The following is a 16,752-nucleotide window of genomic DNA, read 5'->3' as shown; positions in this document are numbered from 1 at the left end:
CACCGGACGCCCGCAGAAGCGTTGCGATGACGAGGGCCTTAATCTGTTGGCTCAGAGATGCACCGAGTGATGACACGCCGTCTCCTCATCCTTATTTTTGGGTCAGCTGCAGGATATGGACTGGCGTCACACGCCCTTGCTTCATCGAAGCCACCTAGCGGAGCGTCTGAAATGTCGCAGACAGGAAAACCCACAAGCGGTTCCGGCCCGGAAAGGCCGGTTCAACCGGACGACAAAAGCAATGTGGTGATCACGCCAGCCGGGCCGGTACCCAGGGACAAAGTTCACCAGGTGGGCCCCGGAGAAACGGTCCGTCGCAACGACGACGGCAGTTTTGAGGTCGTCCCCAAAAGCAAAGATTAAGCGCAAAGACCAGCACAAGCGCTGACCATCGAGGCCGCTTCGCGGGCGAAGCAGTTTCATTTTTTTGCCGTCCCATGCACAACTTTAGATGGTATTTTTTACGGAGTTATGATTTAACGGGCCATTCGGATAATCTACCAAAGATATTATACTTTCTAGAAATATTTCCACGGTTGTGCCGTCACCCGAGCGCGGCGATCGCGGGTTTCGCGAGACATGCCGCAGACGGCACGCGCATCGTTCCTGAATTTTGGAAAACAGGAGAAAACAAATGGCAGATCAGATGATTATTACGCCTGGCGGCGCTCGACATCCATCGCTGGTGCACAGGATCGAAGCCGGACATACGATCGACGGGACCGCGGGACGGCTGCGTCAATTCAGCGCTTCGCAAGAACTGGTGGCCGATTTTGGCCCCTTGGCGGCACGACCGCAGAATCAATCATTGATGCCAGCTAACGTGGTGCGGCCAGTGCCGACGGTGCCTGGACTGCAGACGGGATGGATCTCGTTTGCGCAATGGTTCAACAGCACCGGCAAGCCGATCACGCTGTTTCGCTCGACCTGGGTTGTTCCACCGCCGCCGTCCGCCGACGACGGCCAGCTGATTTATTTATTCAACGGCATCCAGAATTCGACGATGATTTATCAGCCGGTGCTGCAGTGGGGTTCGAACGGCGCCTTCGGCGGCAGTTATTGGGTCGTCGCCAGTTGGTATGCCGATGGACAGGGCGGACAGTCCTTCCATTCCGCGGAAGTCAGGGTGCAGCCGGGCGATACACTGGTCGGTGTGATGACCCTGACCGGACAGGCAAGCGGCAAATTCAACTACAATCGCGAATTTCAGGGGATCGCAAATACCGGACTTCCGATTTCAAACCAGGAAGAGCTGAAGGATGCCGTCATCACCCTTGAAGCCTATAATCTGATTAAGTGCAGCGACTATCCCAATGCGGACTTCACCGCCTTTAAATCCAACACCATTCAAACGACGGGCGCCGCCCCCGTCGCGTGGGTCGCGTCGAATCCGGTCACGGACTGCGGGCAGCATACAATCGTCGACACTGTCCACAACGAAGTGGACATCTTCTACACGCGCTTCCCGACCAATCTGTTCAAGCCGCTTTATCATCAGGGCGATCCCGGCAACGGTATCGGCGGCTACGATCTCAAATCGCCGGCCGACCAGGCCTTCGCCTTCGATTACAACGGCAGCGGCAAGCTCGATCACCTCGCGCTATACCGGCCCGCCACCGGCACCATCTGGATTCTCAAGAACAGCAACGGCACTTTCAGCCCGGTCTATCGTCAGGGCGATCCCGGCAACGGCATCGGCGGATACGATCTCAAATCGCCGGCCGACCGTGCTTTCGCCTTCGATTACGACAGCAGCGGCAAGCTCGACCATCTCGCGTTGTACCGGCCCGCCACCGCCACGATCTGGATTCTCAAGAACAGCAACGGCACTTTCAGCGCGGTCTATCATCAGGGCGATCCCGGCAACGGCATCGGTGGATACGATCTCAAATCGTCGGCCGACCGTGCTTTTGCTTTCGACTATGACGGCAGCGGCAAGCTCGACCATCTCGCGCTGTACCGACCCGCCACCGGCACCATCTGGATTCTCAAGAACAGCAACGGCAATTTCAGCCCGGTCTATCATCAGGGCGATCCCGGCAACGGCATCGGCGGATACGATCTCAAATCGCCGGCCGACCGTGCTTTCGCCTTCGATTACAACAGCAGCGGCAAGCTCGACCATCTCGCGCTTTACCGCCCCGGCACCGGCACCATCTGGATTCTCAGAAACAGCAACGGCAATTTCAGCCCGGTCTATCACCAGGGCGATCCCGGCAACGGCATCGGCGGATACGACCTCAAATCGCCGGCCGACCAGGTCTTCGCCTACGACTTCGACGGCAGCGGCAAGCTCGATCACCTCGCGCTCTACCGCCCCGGCACTGGCACGTTCTGGATCCTCAAGAACAGCAACGGAAGCTTCGGCGCCGTCTATGCGCAGGGCGATCCGGGACGCGGAATTGACGGCTATGATCTAAGGTCCCAGGCCGATCGCGCTTTCGCTTTCGATTATCACAGCAACGGGAAGCAAAACTGCATTGCGCTTTATCGTCCCGGAACCGGAACGATGTGGCTTCTGGAGAGGAGCTGACCCGGGATGGCCACGGACGCGCGAGGGGCTCAGCCCCCTCACCGCGCAGCATCAAGGAATTTGCGCTCACTTGTGCCGTCCGGCATCCGCGCGTTGCCGGCTTGATCGTCCCGAACGGTCCGGGCTCACGGCTTGAAGAACGCGGGATCGTTGAGCGCCTTGATCATGGTGTCGACCATGTCGGCGGCGCCGTGGTCTTCCCGCTCTTCCAAGAGCTCCCACATCTTGCGCAAATTGGCGCGCATCGGCGCTTTCAGCGAGGGATCGCGTTCGATCAGGGTCCGCGCGATGCAGAAGGCGATGCCCTCCGCGCCCATCTTTGTCTGCTCGATGGACGGTTTGCTCATGGCCGGCTCCTTGTCGGATTTCAACGTTTGATTTGCAGCGGCCGCTGTAGATCAAATCGCGGCTCAGGGATAGCCACGCGGATGGCGCGGCCGTAGCCGACGGCGCGAAAAGGGCTCCCCGCGCCCTACTCCGCCATCTCCGCGGGCACCGTCGCAGGACCGGCCAGCGGCCGTTCTTCCATCGCGACCATGCACAGCGCGGCGCCGGCGAGCATCACGGCGGCGGCGCCGAACACGTAGTGGAACGCCGTGATCATGTCGGCGACGGGGATCGAGTTCACGGGGCCGCGATGTTCGCCGGCGAGCGAAATGTCCGCGCCCAGCGCCATCAGCAGGATCGCCGCGAACGCCGCGACCGTGAACGAGGCCATCAGCGCGCGGAAGAAATTCATCGCGCCGGTCACGGTGCCGATCTGCGGACGCGCCACCGCGTTCTGCAGCGAGGTCACGCTGACCGGGAACGTCGTGCCAAGCCCGAGAGCGAACAACGACAGGATCGTCAACAATCCCCACAGCGGCAGCGTGGTCGTCGCCAGCACAATTCCGAAAATCGTCGCCAGCGACGTTCCGGCGATGGCGACGCGCTTATAGTGCTTTGCGCGCGCCATGGTGCGGCCGGCAAACGCCGCGCCGCAGGTCGAGATCGCGGCGAGCGGAATCAGCGCAAGGCCCGCCTCGCTGGCGCTGAGATGGTAGACCACCTCGTAATACAGCGGCAGATGCACGGTCAGTCCGATCAGCGCACCGAGCGCGCAGGCGCCGGCGACCATCGCATAGGGCACCACCGTCCCGCGCGTCAGCAGCGACAGCGGCAGGAAGGGCTCTTCGGTATTTCTCGCGTGCCAGACAAAGGCACCCGCCAGCGCGATCGCAGCGCCCATCATCGCAAGAATCGTCGGTGACAGCCAGAGATAGCGGTTGCCGCCCCAGGTCAGCACCAGCATGACCGCGACAGCGGACGCCATCAGCAGCACGCCGCCGAGCCAGTCGACCTTGCGCTTGCGATGGAACACCGGAATCTTGCCCATCTTCGGCAACAGCATCGCCAGCGACACGACCGCGAGCGGCACATTGATCCAGAAGATCAGCGACCAGTGCAGATGCTCGGCGAACACGCCGCCGACGACCGGCCCGACCAACCCCGCCGCCATCCACACGCCGCTGAAATAGGCCTGGTACTGGCCGCGCTCGCGCGGGCTAACCACGTCGGATATCACGGTCTGCACCACCGGCATGATGCCGCCGCCGCCGAGCCCCTGCAGGCCACGCGCCAGAATCAGCACCGTGATGTTCGGCGCCACCGCGCAGAGGATCGAGCCCGCGACGAACAGGCTGAGCGACACGATGATCATGACGCGGCGGCCGTAGATGTCGCTGAGCGTACCGAAGACCGGCGCGACCGCGGTCGACGCCAAGAGATAGGCCGTGATCACCCAGGAGAGGTTGGAGACGTCCTGGAACTGGCGGCCGATGGTCGGCAGCGCGGTCGCCACGATGGTCTGGTCGAGCGCTGCCAAAAACATCGTCAGCAGCAGGCTCATCAGGATGGTGCGGACCTCGCCCGGGGTCAGCGGCGCGGGCGGCGCGATCGGCGGCGCATCGCTGATGTCGATGACCTCGGTCGGCATGCGCGCCAGCTCGGCGGCGACGTCTTCCGGCAACGTCTTGATGTCAGCAGAGTGACGGCCCTGCCGTTCGTATTTGTTCATCTCGGACTTATTATTTGCTGCGCGGCGCAACACCGCGGCGGAATCGTTCTGTTGACTGCTATTTACGCGGCAAAATCGTCTCCAGGCAGCCGCTTGCGCGCATGGGTGCATCCCGCGGCGGCATCTTCGCAATCATGTGATCGATCGGCCCCAGGAAACGGCCCAAAAAAATTCAGGCTTTCGGCCGCTTTTTCAGCCGCGCCCGCTTCGGCAACTGCGCCGGCCATTGCACGATGTGATCCTCGAGATCGGCATCCGCGATCTCGTTCTCGGTCCCCTGCACCCGCCCGCGCACGGAAACCCCGGCTTCATGCACGGTATTCGGGTCGCCCGAAATCAGCGGGTGCCACCAGTACAAATCGCGGCCTTCGGCGACCAGTCTGTAGCCACAGCTCGGCGGCAGCCAGTTCAGGGTGCGGACGTTTTCCGGGGTCAGCCGGACGCAATCGGGAACCTTGTCGGAACGATTGGGATAGTCCTTGCAGGCGCACAGCCCGGAATCGAGCAGCTTGCAGGAGACATGGGTGAAATAGATCTTGCCGGTATCCTCGTCCTCGAGCTTCTCCAGGCAGCAGCGCGCGCAGCCGTCGCACAGGCTCTCCCATTCAACGTTGGACATCTCCTCCAACGTCTTGGTTTTCCAGAAGAATCCCTCTTGGGCGGAGGGCGATTTTGGCGGTGCGGTCATGAAATCGGTTGGTTCCGGTTCGGCTGGGCGTCAGCCCTTCTAGGAGGTGGGGTGGCCGGGGCGCAAGCGGCAGGGTGTGCAACCGCAAAAAAGCCGTGGGCAGCATTAGCACTACTGTTCAAAATCGTGAGCCCAACCATTGGTTTATGGCGTCTGCTCGGATAGAACAGCCGCGAGTCTCCAAGGTCGTTATAGCGGGTCGCAAAAGCGCCTTGGGTTTGCCGCAACATGGAAGCAAGACGTCTCAACGGTGCCCGGCGGGCGCTTGAGCGCCTTCGAACCGACCAAGGGCCCCAGTGCGCGAGATCATTCCAGCGCGATGGAAAAAGAAGATCCAGAACTTCTTTCTGGACCTGGACGCGCGCATCGACTCGACGCTGTTCTCGTCGGGCAAGGGCTTGCGCGAACTCTATGAGCGCTACTCGACCTTCATGGACCGCTTCTATGTCGGCCGCTGGAAGCGCTGGGTCTTCATCGAACCTTTGTCTGAAGCCGCCACCATCGGCCTCGGCGGTTCGATCCTGATGCTGGCGCTGGCGGTGCCGGCGTTTCGCGAAACCGCCGACGATGACTGGCTGAAGAAGTCCGATCTCGCGGTGACGTTCCTCGACCGCTATGGCAATCCGATCGGCAGCCGCGGCATCAAGCACAACGACTCGATCCCGCTGGAAGATTTTCCGGACAATCTGATCAAGGCGACGCTTGCGACCGAAGACCGCCGCTTCTACGACCATTTCGGCATCGACATCGCCGGCACCGCGCGCGCGCTCTTGACCAACGCGCAGGCCGGCGGCGTGCGCCAGGGCGGTTCGTCGATCACGCAGCAATTGGCGAAGAACCTGTTCCTGAGCAATGAGCGCACGATCGAGCGCAAGGTCAACGAGGCGTTCCTCGCGGTGTGGCTCGAGACCCGCCTCACCAAGAATGAAATCCTGAAGCTCTATCTCGACCGCGCCTACATGGGCGGCGGCACCTTCGGCGTCGACGGTGCGGCGCATTTCTATTTCAACAAGTCGGCGCGCGACGTCAATCTGGCGGAAGCGGCGATGCTGGCCGGCCTGTTCAAGGCGCCGACCAAATACGCGCCGCATATCAACCTGCCCGCGGCGCGCGCCCGCGCCAACGTGGTGCTGGACAACCTCGTCGACGCCGGCTTCATGACCGAAGGCCAGGTGTTCGGTGCGCGGCGCAATCCGGCGTTCGCCGTCGACCGCCGCGACGAGGCTTCGCCGAACTATTATCTCGACTACGCCTTCGACGAGATGCGCAAGCTGGTCGATACGTTCCCGAAATCCTACACCGAACGCGTCTTCGTGGTCCGCACCGCGATCGACATGAACGTGCAGCGCGCCGCCGAAGAAGCCATCGAGAACCAGTTGCGCCAGTTCGGCCGCGACTATCACGCGACCCAGGCCGCCACCGTGGTCGCCGATCTCGACGGCGGCGTCCGCGCCATGGTCGGCGGACGCGACTATGGCGCAAGCCAGTTCAACCGTGCGGTCGATGCCTACCGGCAGCCCGGCTCGTCGTTCAAGCCCTATGTCTACTCGACCGCGCTGATGAGCGGCTTCACGCCGAACTCGACCGTGGTCGATGGCCCGGTCTGCCTCGGCAACTGGTGTCCGCAAAATTATGGCCACTCCTACTCCGGGACGGTGACCCTGACGCAGGCGATCACCCGCTCGATCAACGTGGTGCCGGTCAAGCTGTCGATCGCGATCGGCAATTATCCGAAGGGGCAGAATCCGAAAAACGAGTGGGAGGCCGCCAAGAGGGGCCGCGCCAAGATCGTGGAAGTGGCGCGCCGCTTCGGCATCAAGGCGCCGCTGCCGGATACGCCCTCACTGCCGATCGGCGCCGACGAAGTCACCGTGATCGAACATGCCGTCGCCTACGCGACCTTCCCCAACAAGGGCAAGTCCGTGACGCCGCACGCGGTGCTGGAAGTCCGCACCGGCGCCGGCGACCTGGTGTGGCGCTTCGACCGCGACGGCAAGAAGCCGCTGCAGGCGATCCCGGCCTCGGTCGCATCCGATATGGCGGGCATGATGAGCCACGTCGTCAGCGAAGGCACCGCGCGGCGCGCGGCGCTCGACGGCATTCCCACCGCCGGCAAGACCGGCACCACCAACGCGTATCGCGACGCCTGGTTCGTCGGCTATACCGGCAACTTCACCTGCGCGGTCTGGTACGGCAATGACGACTATTCGCCGACCAACCGCATGACCGGCGGCTCGCTGCCGGCGCAGACCTGGCACGACATCATGGTCGCGGCGCATCAGGGCGTGGAGGTCCGGGAAATCCCGGGCATCGGCATGGGCACGAAACTGCCGCAACCGACGACGCCGGCGACGATCGCGGCCAACAACGCGCCAAAGGTGCTGGAGACCAAGCCGGGACCGCCGCCGGTCCTGACCAAGCGCGGCGCGGATATCCTGGTGCGCGTCGAAAAGCTGCTCGACGAGGCCGGCAAGACTGCGGGCAAGACGTCGTCCAGCGATCAGCCGGCGCCGGTCTCGGCGGGCGCGCTGGCGTTCCCGGAGAACTACGCAGCGGCGGGACAGGGCGACCAGACCGCGCCCGCGCCGCGGAAGAACTAGTGCAGTGAATTTGCGGAGCACTGGCCCGTGCGGCTGATCTTCATCACTTTGCTGGCGCTGATCCTCGCCACCGTGGTCGGCCTCGGCTCGACCTATCTGACGGCGACGCGCGGCACCGATCTCGGCACGCTGACGATCGGCGCCTGGACCGCACGGCCGAAGAGCGGCACCGCCGACGTCGATCCCTATTCGCGGGCGTCGATTGCCCGCAGCGGCGAATTGCCGATCGGCACCGGCGACGGCATCGCCTTCTCGGCGACCACCGACGACAAGAAGAAGCCGCTCGACGGCCGCTGCGACATCGTCGTCAGCGGGGTCACGCCGGCCGCGCGGTTCTGGACGCTGACGCTGTTCGACCGCAAGGGGCATCTGGTCGCCAATTCGCTGCAGCGTTACGGCTTCACCAGCCAGGAGATCATCCGCGGCTCCGACGGCGCGTTCGAGATCCGCGTGGCCTCGCGTTCGCGCGCCGGAAATTGGCTGCCGACCGGCGGGATCGAACGTTACGCGCTGATGCTGCGGCTGTACGACACGCCGGTCGGGGTTGCGACGCGAACCCAACGTGATGCGCCGATGCCTTCGATATCCACGGTGGGTTGCCCATGATCCGCCTCGTGTTCACTATCATCGCGGGCGTGCTGCTGGGCGGCGTGGTGCATCTCGTCAGCGTGCTGGCGTTGCCGCGGATTGCGAGCCAGGATGCCTATTCGCGCCTGACGCCGATGACCAAGCTGAACGCCGTGACGCCGCTGCCGCTCGCCGATCCGAACAACGTATCGATGCCGTTCATGGATCCGGCCTTTGCGCTAGCGATCTGCCGCTATGATCTGTCGGGCGGGCCGATCAAGCTCACGGTGCCGGTTAGCCAGGCCTATACCTCGGTGTCGTTCTATACGCGCAACGAGGTCGCCTATTACGCCATCAACGACCGCTCGGCCGGCCGCAAGGTGATCGAACTCGACCTGATGACGGAAGCGCAACATAATGAATTGCCGGAAGACGAAGAGGTCACCGCCGCCGACCGGCTGATCATCGACTCGCCGACCGCCACCGGCCTGATCGTGCTGAAAGCAATGGCGCCGGAGCCCGGCCTGATGCCGCAGGCGCAGGCCTCGCTCGCAGCATCGAGTTGCAAGGTGCAGACGGATGCACCGGTCGCCAAGCAGGAAGAGCCTGCTCCCGCTCCGCCACTACCGCCGGCGCCGCGGGGCAAGCGCTAGCCAGCCGTCAGGCGTGCGGCGAACCGCAGCGGCAATTCTCATAGTCGACGGGATCATGGCTGTTGACGATCGTCACGGCATCGCCGTGGGTTGCCTTTAGCGTCCGCAATCGCTCCTGGTTGGCGATGCGCGTGGCGCGGTCCATATCGGCCTTGCGCTGAAACATACCCAGCACCAGCGGCATCCGCGGCGGCGTCTGCAATTGACCATGGAAGAAGTAGCTGTCGCCGGCGTGCAGCAACCATTTGTCCCTGGACCGCACGGCGATGCCGCAATGGCCCAGCGTATGGCCGGGCAGCGGGATCATCAGAATATCCGGTTCGCGATCGCCCAGTGCGCGCACGCCCTTGAAGCCGAACCAGTCTTCACCGCCTTCACCATAGAACGCCCAGTCGGGGCCGTGCTGCCATTGATCGGTGATGTAGCGGCCCTTCGGCGCGGGGATTTTTTGCGACACCGCCATCTCGTATTCGCTGCGATGGACATGCGCCTTCGCCTTCGGGAAATCCGGAACGCCGCCGGCATGATCGCGATCGAGATGCGTCAGCAAGAGATGCCTGACATCGCCGGGTGAATAGCCCAGCGACTTGACCTGCTGGATCGCGGTCTCGGCCGGATCGAGCCGCGGCGTCGTTTGCCGGACCCATTTGCGGCCGAGCCGCGGCGGATTTTTGATGTCGTCCAGCCCGATGCCGGTATCGATCAGCGCCAGCCCGTCATTGGTCTCGACCAGCAGGCAGTGACAAACCATCCGGGCGCGCTGGAAGATGCTGCCGGTGCCGTTCACAAGACGCCGCCCGATCGGGCACATGGTGCCGGTGTTGAGATGGTGGATGCGCATGACGAATTCCCTGGCTGAGGTCAGGTGCGTTGCTTGCCATCTGGATTTCCATAGGTAAAATATTCATATTCGATATCATCGATAGGATGGAACTATGGATATCCGCGAGCTTCGATATTTCGCCTCAGTGTTCCGGGAACGTAACCTGACGGCGGCGGCCAAACGCTGCTTCATCTCGCAGCCCTCGATCTCGGCCGCGATCACCCATCTGGAAGCCGAGCTCGGCACCACGCTGTTCATCCGGCACAAGAAGGGCGTCGCCCCGACGGCGTCGGCCGAACAGTTTTACGCGGCGGCCCGCCGCATCATCGACGACACGGATGCTGCGCGAAATCTGTTCAGAAAACCGTCGACCCGGCATGCGCTGACGCTCGGCCTGATGCGCACGCTGGATCAGCCCCGCACGATCGCCTTGCTGAAGCCGCTGACCGGCAATTCCGAGATTGCGCTCCGTCTGGTTGGCATCAAGGAAGCCGCGGATGCGCGGATCATTTCCAAGAACATCATCGACGCCGGCGAGCACTTCATTCCGCTCTGGGTCGAACGCTATGTCGCAGCACTGCCGCCATCGCATCCGCTCGTTCTGAAAGAACGGCTTCGCACCTCGGACCTTGCCGGCGTGCCGATGATCGATCGCTGCCACTGCGAGCAAAGCGCGTTCTTCGGCCGCAACGCATCGGCACGCCAGCCCGCGGCCATCGCCGAATCGGAGGATTGGGCGATGGCGCTGGTCGCCGCCGGCGTCGGCATTGCCATCGTTCCGGAAGGCGTGGCGCGCGCCAATCCCGACGTCGTCGTGCGCGAGATCGAGGTCGACGTGAAGCGTCAGGTCGGGCTTGCCTATAGCGCAGCCCGGCCGCCGTCAGATGCGTTGCAGAACTTTATCGCGAAACTTCAGAAGCAGCGCCCCAAAGCGGGCCGCGCCGGGCTTGCCACCAAGCGCAAGCGATAGTTTAGCCCTTCACCGTCACAGCGCGCCCGATCACGGGCTGGGCCGCGACCGGCGGATTGGCGGTTTGCGCTGCGAGTTCGCCGATCAGCCGGTCGGCTTCGGCGGCGATGTTATCCGGCGCCTGGATCACCAGCCGCTCCAGCGCCCAGCGATAGGACGAGATCCGCCGCTCCAGGCATTGCTGGACCCACTGTACGATCAGGCTGTTCTCTTCCATGCGGGCGATCGCGTCGGCCCGTTCGGGCGGCGACAGCTCCGACACCATCCTGAGACTGGCATTGCGCTTGCGGTCGAGTTCGATCACGCGCGCGGCCGAGGCGAAGAACGGCTCGAACCGGGTGATGTCGTCGCGCACGTCCTCGATCAATTGCTGATAGCGCGAGGTGTGCGAGCGGTGCGGCTCGTCGATCAGGGTGCGCCCGTAGGTGGTGCGGTCGAACACGACTTTCTGCCGCCACGGCGAAGGCAGCGGCTGGTAGTCGCCGAACACGCTCTTCCAGGCCGGGCGCGAATGCGGCGGCTCGATCAGGGGATATGCGAGATCTCGCAGCTGGCGTTCATTATCGGTGAGCTGGAACTGCGACGCCTTGAGGCCGACGCTGCCGGTCACCTCGGCGCCCAACCAGCTGTGCATGTCGTCGTTGCGAAAGTCCTGGCGGGTACGGCCAAAATCACCGCCACTGCAGCCGCCAAGGGCCGCGCCCATCAACAGGAAAGCGAGAGCCAGTAGTGAACGCCGAACTCCGGTTGTCCGGGTCGGAAGGCACATCTCCGGCATTTTCAAACGTCCAATGTCAGGGGCGCCGACGGCGACGGCGACCGGGTGCTGCACCTTCTTCCGGTCCGCGCCCACCGCTCGTACCGTCGGTATCGCGTTCGATCCGGACAACGGGAAGGATCAGCAAGGTTCCCAGCCCCTCGCGTGGCGCGCCAACCATGCCCGGCCGCCGCGAAGCCGCATCCGCCGGAAATTCAATGATGGTGCACATGTTCCGTTCTCTCTGGTTGCCGCGCGGACATCATCTGGCCGGCGACATGCCATCATTAAGAACAGCACGTGGTTAACGGCTTCTTAATTTATGGACAGGGCCGATTGCGGATCGGCCGCTGTGGCCTGTTCGACACCGCGCCAATTTTATCCGATTTCTTCACCGGTTGTTTTCCTTAACCGACTCTTAAAGCGGCCCGCGTAGGCTGGGGTTAGAACCTCCAAAGTCGCGTACGCTGACATGACTGCAACTCCCCTGTTTCCGGGTTTCGATGGCTTGATGACGCTCTCGCGCCGCGAGGGCGTCGATATCCGCCCTACTTTGCTGCGCGTGCTGACCGATCTCTATGTTCAGGCCAGCGCCCATTCCGGCGATGAGGAGCGGCAATTCATCGAACTGACCTCCCGCCTGATCGAAGAGGTCGACGACGCCACCCGCGCGGCCGTGCGGGCCCGGCTTGCGGTCTATCCGGCGACCCCGGCTGAAATTCTGAACAAGCTCGGATTACGGCGTTCCGACCCCGGCCAGATCGTGCCGGTCGCATCGGCGATTCCTACGTTCCCGGCGGAAACGCCGCCGCTCAAGGCGCCGACCGAAGCGCAGTTGCGGATGGCATCGAATTTGTCGATGCGGCCCAACGACGCCGCCGAAATCAGCGACATGTTTTTCGCAGCCAGCGCCAGCGAGCGCGCGCTGATCCTGCACAATCTCAATGCGACACCGCTGAAGGCTTCGGCGCGGATTCCGGCCGCGCGCGCCGCGCGCGCCATCGAGACGCTGGAGATGGCGGCGTTTGCTGAAGACAGCGAAAACTTCATCCTCGAGCTCGGCGATGCGTTGATCCTGCCGACGCGGATCGCTGCCCAGGTGGTCAACGACCCCGGCGGCGAACCGTTGGCCGCTGCGGCGCGCGCGCTGGATATGCCGAGCGCGGTGTTCCAGCGGGTGCTGATGTTCCTTAATCCCGCATTCGGCTCCTCGGTGCACCATGTCTACCGGCTGTCGCGGCTTTACGACCGCTTGAGCGAACGCTCCGCTTTGGTCATGCTGGCGGCGTGGCGCGGCTCGACGATGGCGGTCACCCGCGCGAAATATCGCCCCTCGCTTTACGACGACGAGCGCAACCGTGCGCGCGCAGCGCCTGCGCAGACCCGGCCGGCGGTTCAGCCGGTCGCCGTCCCCGCTGTACGAACAGGCACGGATGGCTCGGGGCGTTAAGTTGATGCGAGCTTGATGAAGGTCAGATAGTTGGCCGCGAGCATCGCAGGTTACCGGCTCCAGAACGCCGGCGTCGCCTTGAACCGCCGCCATCGCTTGCGCAACATTTTCGCCACCGCCATCTGATCACGGGCTTGCCAGCCGGCCACCGCGCCGATGGCGAGATGAAGCTCAGGCTGGTCGTCCTGCCGGATGGCATCGAGCAGGATGCGGGTGCTTGCGATGTCGCGCACGCGTCCCAGACTGGCCTGGAGCCTGGCGAGCCGCCTCACGTAGCGCTTCGCGGGCGCATGGGTGGCATAAAGCGGCAGGAAGAACTCCGCCGCATAACGCAATTTCTTGAGGTCGATTCTGAGATCGTGCTGCGCACCGATGTTGAGCTGCCGGAAATGCGCGCCACGCTTGAGGGCCTTGCGATGCAATCGCGCCAGAATTCTATCGGCAAGCGTCGGTATCGGTTGCGACAGGACGGCCAGCGCTTCGCTGTCGATCTCGTTGCGCCAGCCGCGGCGTTCTACCAAATGCCCCAGCGAGAGCAGGAAGCGGCTGCAACGGGGATCGGCGAGAACGATCTGCAACGCGGCGTAGCTCGACTTGCGCTGCCGTTCGACCGCCTCGCGCAGGCCGCCTAGGTCGACCTCCGGAGCCGCCGTGACCAGGCGAGTGATGGTCGCCTCGGCGAATACATCCCAATCCCGCGCCGGGCCGAGCTGCTGCATCAGCCACTTCGCTTCGCTGTTGACCGCCTGGAATGCAGGCGACGGAATATCGCGCCGGAACAGCGCACAGATCGTCCGCAAACGCCGCAAGGCGACGCGCATCTGGTGCACGCCTTCCGGGTCCGATCCTTCCTCCGCCACCCTGTGATTTTTAAGAAGATGATGCCAGCAGGACCCCGCCAGGAGTGCGATGACGTCGTCGACCACATGCTCCGCGGTAACGCTGAATGACTCAGCTTTCGCCGCAGACTGCACCATGTCGAATGCGAGCGCATAGCCGCGTTCCGCCTTGCTGCGCGTGCCGACCCGTAGCGGCGCAGCGTCCAGCAACTGCGTTCCGAGATCGAACAAGACGCCGGCATTGCCACTCTTCAATTCGAGTTCGATTTCCGACAGGACTTGCTGGCGCGCACCGGCCTCGATCGTCCCCTCGTCGAATGCGATTTCAACCGACGCATCGGGCAGGTCGAGCTGCCGCGCATGCCGGCGAACTTTGGTCGCGAAAACCGGCACCAGTGCTTCGTTGGTCAGCGTCGTCACGGGATCGCCGACCTCGTCGGCGGGAAGCCGCGCCAGATCAGGGGTGATGCCGTCAACCGGCGCTTCCCACTGCCGTCGCGCCAGCGGTTGCCCGCTATTGGGTGGAAGCTTCAGTGTCTGGATGAAGTGCTTGCCGCTGCGTCGCACGCGCAGCGACATGCCATGTTGGAACAGCAGCCGCTCCGGCGTATCGTAGTACACCGTTTCCAGCCGGTGAAACGCACCCCGGTTGCGCGCATGCTGCACGATGACGGGCGCCTCGCGCAGTTTTTCGAGGGCTCCTTGCGGCGCAAGCAGCTTAAGTTCGATTTCCGCACCCGGGCGCACGGCAATGCCGGTGCCCGCATCGCTCGCGATTGGCTGCCGCGCGTTCAACGATATCTCCATCGGGATGGCGTATGAAGATTTTATGACAACGGCAAGGGATATCCTAGTAATCTAAGGGGGTGAGTCGCGAATTGACGCGGAACCCACGCGGTGAAGTTGTGCGACGCCTTCATGCTGCAAGCCAAAGTCGAGGAAACGCCTCACTGCAGCAAAGCCAGACCAAGAGTGGAAATCAGTTGATCCGTCGTGGCTGATCATTTGGGCTCGCGCGGTCGCTGAGCGAGTAACTATTGTCCGCCGTTGGTACTTGTCGGACCTCACACGATGTCCGACTTGAGTCCGGAATGCGCACCAAAGCGGACGTCGACCAACCGCTGTGAATTTATGTGTTCACGCCCTAAGCCTTGGCGAGATCGAGAAAGTGCCGCCCTGCCCGGTCCTCGGTCTCGACGATCCAGGCATCCGGGTCGAAGCGGATTTCCTTGGCCAGACGCTCTTCCACGGATTGCTCGGGCACCGGCTGCGGCGAGGCCGGCGTGAAGAAGCGCTCGGCCGGCCGGCTCTCGTCATAGACGGTCTGCGGCGCGGGCGCATACAGCATGGCATTGCCGTCAAGCGTCGCCACCTTGACGAAGACAGCGCCGGCTTCTTCGGCGCCACGCCGGCGTACGGCGCCGAAGATTCCCTCGGTTTGGCAGCGGCGCAGATAGGCCGCCACCCAGATGCTTGATTTCAGTCGCATGGGGCCGACGATAGGCCAGCGGATATTTTGAAGCTAGTACCCTGATCCCCAGGCCGCGCGGCTGCCGCCGGGGTCAGCGACGTCGTCTGTTTGCGCTTGTATCGCGGGGGCAAGTTACGCACACTTCGCCGTACGGGGGAGGTAGAAGCGGGATGGCTGATCAAAATGATGATGGTCTCCTGGGCCCGGCCGAGCGGGATCTCAGGCTTGATCTGATGCGGGGCATCGGACAGTGGATGGTCTTTCTCGATCACATCCCCTACGACATCGTCAGCTGGTTGACGCTGCGCAACTACGGCTTCAGCGACGCCGCCGAATTCTTCGTCTTCATTTCCGGATATACCGCCGGCTTCGTCTACGGGCCGGCAGTTGCCAACGGACAGCTCCTCGCCGCCACCAAGCGACTACTGAAGCGGGCCTGGCATCTCTACGTCGCGCATATTTTCCTGTTTCTGTTTTTTGTTGCGCAGATCGCGCGCGCCGCTCGCCGCTTCGACAATCCGATGTACGGGGATGAGTACAACATCTTTCTGTTTCTCGAGCACCCCGACGTGATGATCGGGCAAACCCTGATGTTGAAGTTCAAGCCCGTCGATCTCGACGTGCTGCCGCTCTATATCGTGCTGGTACTCGCGTTGCCGGCGATCCTGTGGGGCCTCGTCAAAATTCCACGCTGGACCCTGCTCGGCTCCGCGGTCTTTTACGTACTGGCACGTTATTTCGACTGGAATCTGCCTTCGTTTCCGGGAGGAAACTGGTACTTCAACCCGTTCGCCTGGCAGCTGCTGTTCGTGTTCGGGACCTGGTGCGGCCTCAACGGAGCCGCGGAGATTGCGGCATTCATCCGGTCGCGCGCCGTGCTGATCCTGGCCCTCGTCTGGATCGCGTTCTCGTTCCTGATCGTGATGACCTGGCACCTTCCGGCGCTGGATGCGATGATCCCGAAGTGGCTGATCCATGTCATCTATCCGATCGACAAATCCGATCTCGACATGTTCCGGCTGATCCACTTCCTGGCGCTGGCGGTGGTGTTCGTGCGCTATGTGCCGCGCAACTGGCCGGCCCTGCGCTCAAGCCTGCTGCGCCCGCTCGTTCTCGTCGGGCAGCACTCGCTGCCGATCTTCTGCCTCGGCGTCTTCCTGTCATTCGCCGCGCACTGGTTCCTTGTCCAGATCGAAGGCGATATCGCCGCCCAGATCCTCGTCAGCGTTGCCGGTATGGCGGCGATGGTGGGCGTGGCCTGGGTATTGGACAAGTTCAAGGCGCTCCCGGATCACTTCGCGCCGCGCAAGGCAGCCGCACCGGAAACGGCGTGACGTGACCTAGA

At 63.2% G+C, this 16,752-nt stretch carries 15 protein-coding genes; 7 read left to right on the top strand and 8 right to left on the bottom strand.

Annotation, left to right across the window (positions count from 1 at the left end; translation table 11 throughout):
* Nucleotides 1-634 precede the first annotated feature (634 nt).
* On the top strand, nt 635-2,533 hold the full coding sequence (locus V1289_RS39140; protein WP_334404354.1) for a hypothetical protein: 1,899 nt from the start codon (nt 635-637) through the stop codon (nt 2,531-2,533).
* A 125-nt stretch (nt 2,534-2,658) separates the two neighbouring features.
* On the opposite strand, the gene V1289_RS39135 is transcribed toward V1289_RS39140, so the two are convergent.
* From V1289_RS39135 to V1289_RS39125, 3 genes are all read right to left on the bottom strand, one after another.
* Complete coding sequence (locus V1289_RS39135; protein ID WP_143206083.1) at nt 2,659-2,880, bottom strand: hypothetical protein; 222 nt, start codon at nt 2,878-2,880, stop codon at nt 2,659-2,661.
* 125 nt (nt 2,881-3,005) lie between these two features.
* The gene (locus V1289_RS39130) at nt 3,006-4,589 is read right to left on the bottom strand and encodes an MDR family MFS transporter (RefSeq protein WP_334404353.1); all 1,584 of its coding nucleotides are present in this window, start codon (nt 4,587-4,589) and stop codon (nt 3,006-3,008) included.
* A gap of 172 nt (nt 4,590-4,761) precedes the next feature.
* Nucleotides 4,762-5,277, bottom strand: coding sequence for a YcgN family cysteine cluster protein (locus tag V1289_RS39125; RefSeq protein ID WP_334404352.1), 516 nt, complete (start codon nt 5,275-5,277; stop codon nt 4,762-4,764).
* Between the two features lie 296 nt (nt 5,278-5,573).
* On the opposite strand from V1289_RS39125, the gene V1289_RS39120 reads away from it, so the two are divergent.
* The 3 genes from V1289_RS39120 to V1289_RS39110 are packed head-to-tail and all read left to right on the top strand — an operon-like array spanning nt 5,574 to nt 9,097.
* Nucleotides 5,574-7,877, top strand: a complete 2,304-nt coding sequence (locus tag V1289_RS39120; RefSeq protein ID WP_334404350.1) for a transglycosylase domain-containing protein — start codon at nt 5,574-5,576, stop codon at nt 7,875-7,877.
* A 27-nt stretch (nt 7,878-7,904) separates the two neighbouring features.
* Nucleotides 7,905-8,483, top strand: a complete 579-nt coding sequence (locus V1289_RS39115; RefSeq protein ID WP_334404348.1) for a DUF1214 domain-containing protein — start codon at nt 7,905-7,907, stop codon at nt 8,481-8,483.
* Nucleotides 8,480-9,097, top strand: a complete 618-nt coding sequence (locus tag V1289_RS39110) for a DUF1254 domain-containing protein (protein ID WP_334404346.1) — start codon at nt 8,480-8,482, stop codon at nt 9,095-9,097. Before V1289_RS39115 ends, V1289_RS39110 begins: the two co-directional genes overlap by 4 nt.
* A 7-nt stretch (nt 9,098-9,104) precedes the next feature.
* Here V1289_RS39110 and V1289_RS39105 read toward each other — a convergent pair whose 3' ends face one another.
* Nucleotides 9,105-9,938 (bottom strand): MBL fold metallo-hydrolase, encoded by an 834-nt coding sequence (locus V1289_RS39105; protein ID WP_334404344.1) that lies wholly within the window; start codon nt 9,936-9,938, stop codon nt 9,105-9,107.
* A 94-nt stretch (nt 9,939-10,032) separates the two neighbouring features.
* Here V1289_RS39105 and V1289_RS39100 point away from each other — a divergent pair, with 94 nt between their 5' ends.
* A complete protein-coding gene (locus V1289_RS39100) occupies nt 10,033-10,890 on the top strand; it encodes a LysR family transcriptional regulator (RefSeq protein ID WP_334404342.1) in 858 nt (285 codons plus the stop codon).
* Nucleotide 10,891: 1 nt separating this feature from the next.
* Here the strand turns inward: V1289_RS39100 and V1289_RS39095 are convergent, their stop codons facing one another.
* Both V1289_RS39095 and V1289_RS39090 read right to left on the bottom strand, forming a co-directional pair.
* Entirely contained in the window at nt 10,892-11,596 is a 705-nt protein-coding gene (locus V1289_RS39095; protein ID WP_334407845.1) for a hypothetical protein, read from the bottom strand.
* A gap of 88 nt (nt 11,597-11,684) precedes the next feature.
* On the bottom strand, nt 11,685-11,879 hold the full coding sequence (locus tag V1289_RS39090) for a hypothetical protein (protein ID WP_334404340.1): 195 nt from the start codon (nt 11,877-11,879) through the stop codon (nt 11,685-11,687).
* Between the two features lie 240 nt (nt 11,880-12,119).
* Between V1289_RS39090 and V1289_RS39085 the strand changes: the two genes are divergently transcribed.
* On the top strand, nt 12,120-13,097 hold the full coding sequence (locus V1289_RS39085) for a DUF2336 domain-containing protein (RefSeq protein WP_334404338.1): 978 nt from the start codon (nt 12,120-12,122) through the stop codon (nt 13,095-13,097).
* Nucleotides 13,098-13,147: 50 nt separating this feature from the next.
* On the opposite strand, the gene V1289_RS39080 is transcribed toward V1289_RS39085, so the two are convergent.
* Nucleotides 13,148-14,731, bottom strand: a complete 1,584-nt coding sequence (locus V1289_RS39080) for a CYTH and CHAD domain-containing protein (RefSeq protein WP_334404336.1) — start codon at nt 14,729-14,731, stop codon at nt 13,148-13,150.
* A gap of 349 nt (nt 14,732-15,080) precedes the next feature.
* Nucleotides 15,081-15,425, bottom strand: a complete 345-nt coding sequence (locus V1289_RS39075) for a DUF1491 family protein (RefSeq protein WP_334404334.1) — start codon at nt 15,423-15,425, stop codon at nt 15,081-15,083.
* A 152-nt stretch (nt 15,426-15,577) separates the two neighbouring features.
* On the opposite strand from V1289_RS39075, the gene V1289_RS39070 reads away from it, so the two are divergent.
* Nucleotides 15,578-16,741 carry an OpgC domain-containing protein gene (locus V1289_RS39070; protein ID WP_334404332.1) on the top strand — a complete coding sequence of 388 codons (1,164 nt, stop codon included), beginning with the start codon at nt 15,578-15,580 and terminating at the stop codon, nt 16,739-16,741.
* Nucleotides 16,742-16,752 lie beyond the last annotated feature (11 nt).

It is taken from the genome of Bradyrhizobium sp. AZCC 2289, assembly GCF_036924615.1.
Taxonomy (GTDB): domain Bacteria; phylum Pseudomonadota; class Alphaproteobacteria; order Rhizobiales; family Xanthobacteraceae; genus Bradyrhizobium.
The sequence above is the reverse complement of the archived record's forward strand: the minus strand, read 5'-3'. Positions and strand labels throughout refer to the sequence as shown.

What these genes read in the sequence shown, in the direction of transcription:
- V1289_RS39140 (WP_334404354.1), top strand. Translation starts at nt 635, where the DNA reads ATGGCAGATCAGATGATTATTACGCCTGGCGGCGCTCGACATCCATCG.
- V1289_RS39135 (WP_143206083.1), bottom strand. Translation starts at nt 2,880, where the DNA reads ATGAGCAAACCGTCCATCGAGCAGACAAAGATGGGCGCGGAGGGCATC.
- V1289_RS39130 (WP_334404353.1), bottom strand. Translation starts at nt 4,589, where the DNA reads ATGAACAAATACGAACGGCAGGGCCGTCACTCTGCTGACATCAAGACG.
- V1289_RS39125 (WP_334404352.1), bottom strand. Translation starts at nt 5,277, where the DNA reads ATGACCGCACCGCCAAAATCGCCCTCCGCCCAAGAGGGATTCTTCTGG.
- V1289_RS39110 (WP_334404346.1), top strand. Translation starts at nt 8,480, where the DNA reads ATGATCCGCCTCGTGTTCACTATCATCGCGGGCGTGCTGCTGGGCGGC.
- V1289_RS39105 (WP_334404344.1), bottom strand. Translation starts at nt 9,938, where the DNA reads ATGCGCATCCACCATCTCAACACCGGCACCATGTGCCCGATCGGGCGG.
- V1289_RS39100 (WP_334404342.1), top strand. Translation starts at nt 10,033, where the DNA reads ATGGATATCCGCGAGCTTCGATATTTCGCCTCAGTGTTCCGGGAACGT.
- V1289_RS39095 (WP_334407845.1), bottom strand. Translation starts at nt 11,596, where the DNA reads ATGGGCGCGGCCCTTGGCGGCTGCAGTGGCGGTGATTTTGGCCGTACC.
- V1289_RS39090 (WP_334404340.1), bottom strand. Translation starts at nt 11,879, where the DNA reads ATGTGCACCATCATTGAATTTCCGGCGGATGCGGCTTCGCGGCGGCCG.
- V1289_RS39085 (WP_334404338.1), top strand. Translation starts at nt 12,120, where the DNA reads ATGACTGCAACTCCCCTGTTTCCGGGTTTCGATGGCTTGATGACGCTC.
- V1289_RS39075 (WP_334404334.1), bottom strand. Translation starts at nt 15,425, where the DNA reads ATGCGACTGAAATCAAGCATCTGGGTGGCGGCCTATCTGCGCCGCTGC.
- V1289_RS39070 (WP_334404332.1), top strand. Translation starts at nt 15,578, where the DNA reads ATGGCTGATCAAAATGATGATGGTCTCCTGGGCCCGGCCGAGCGGGAT.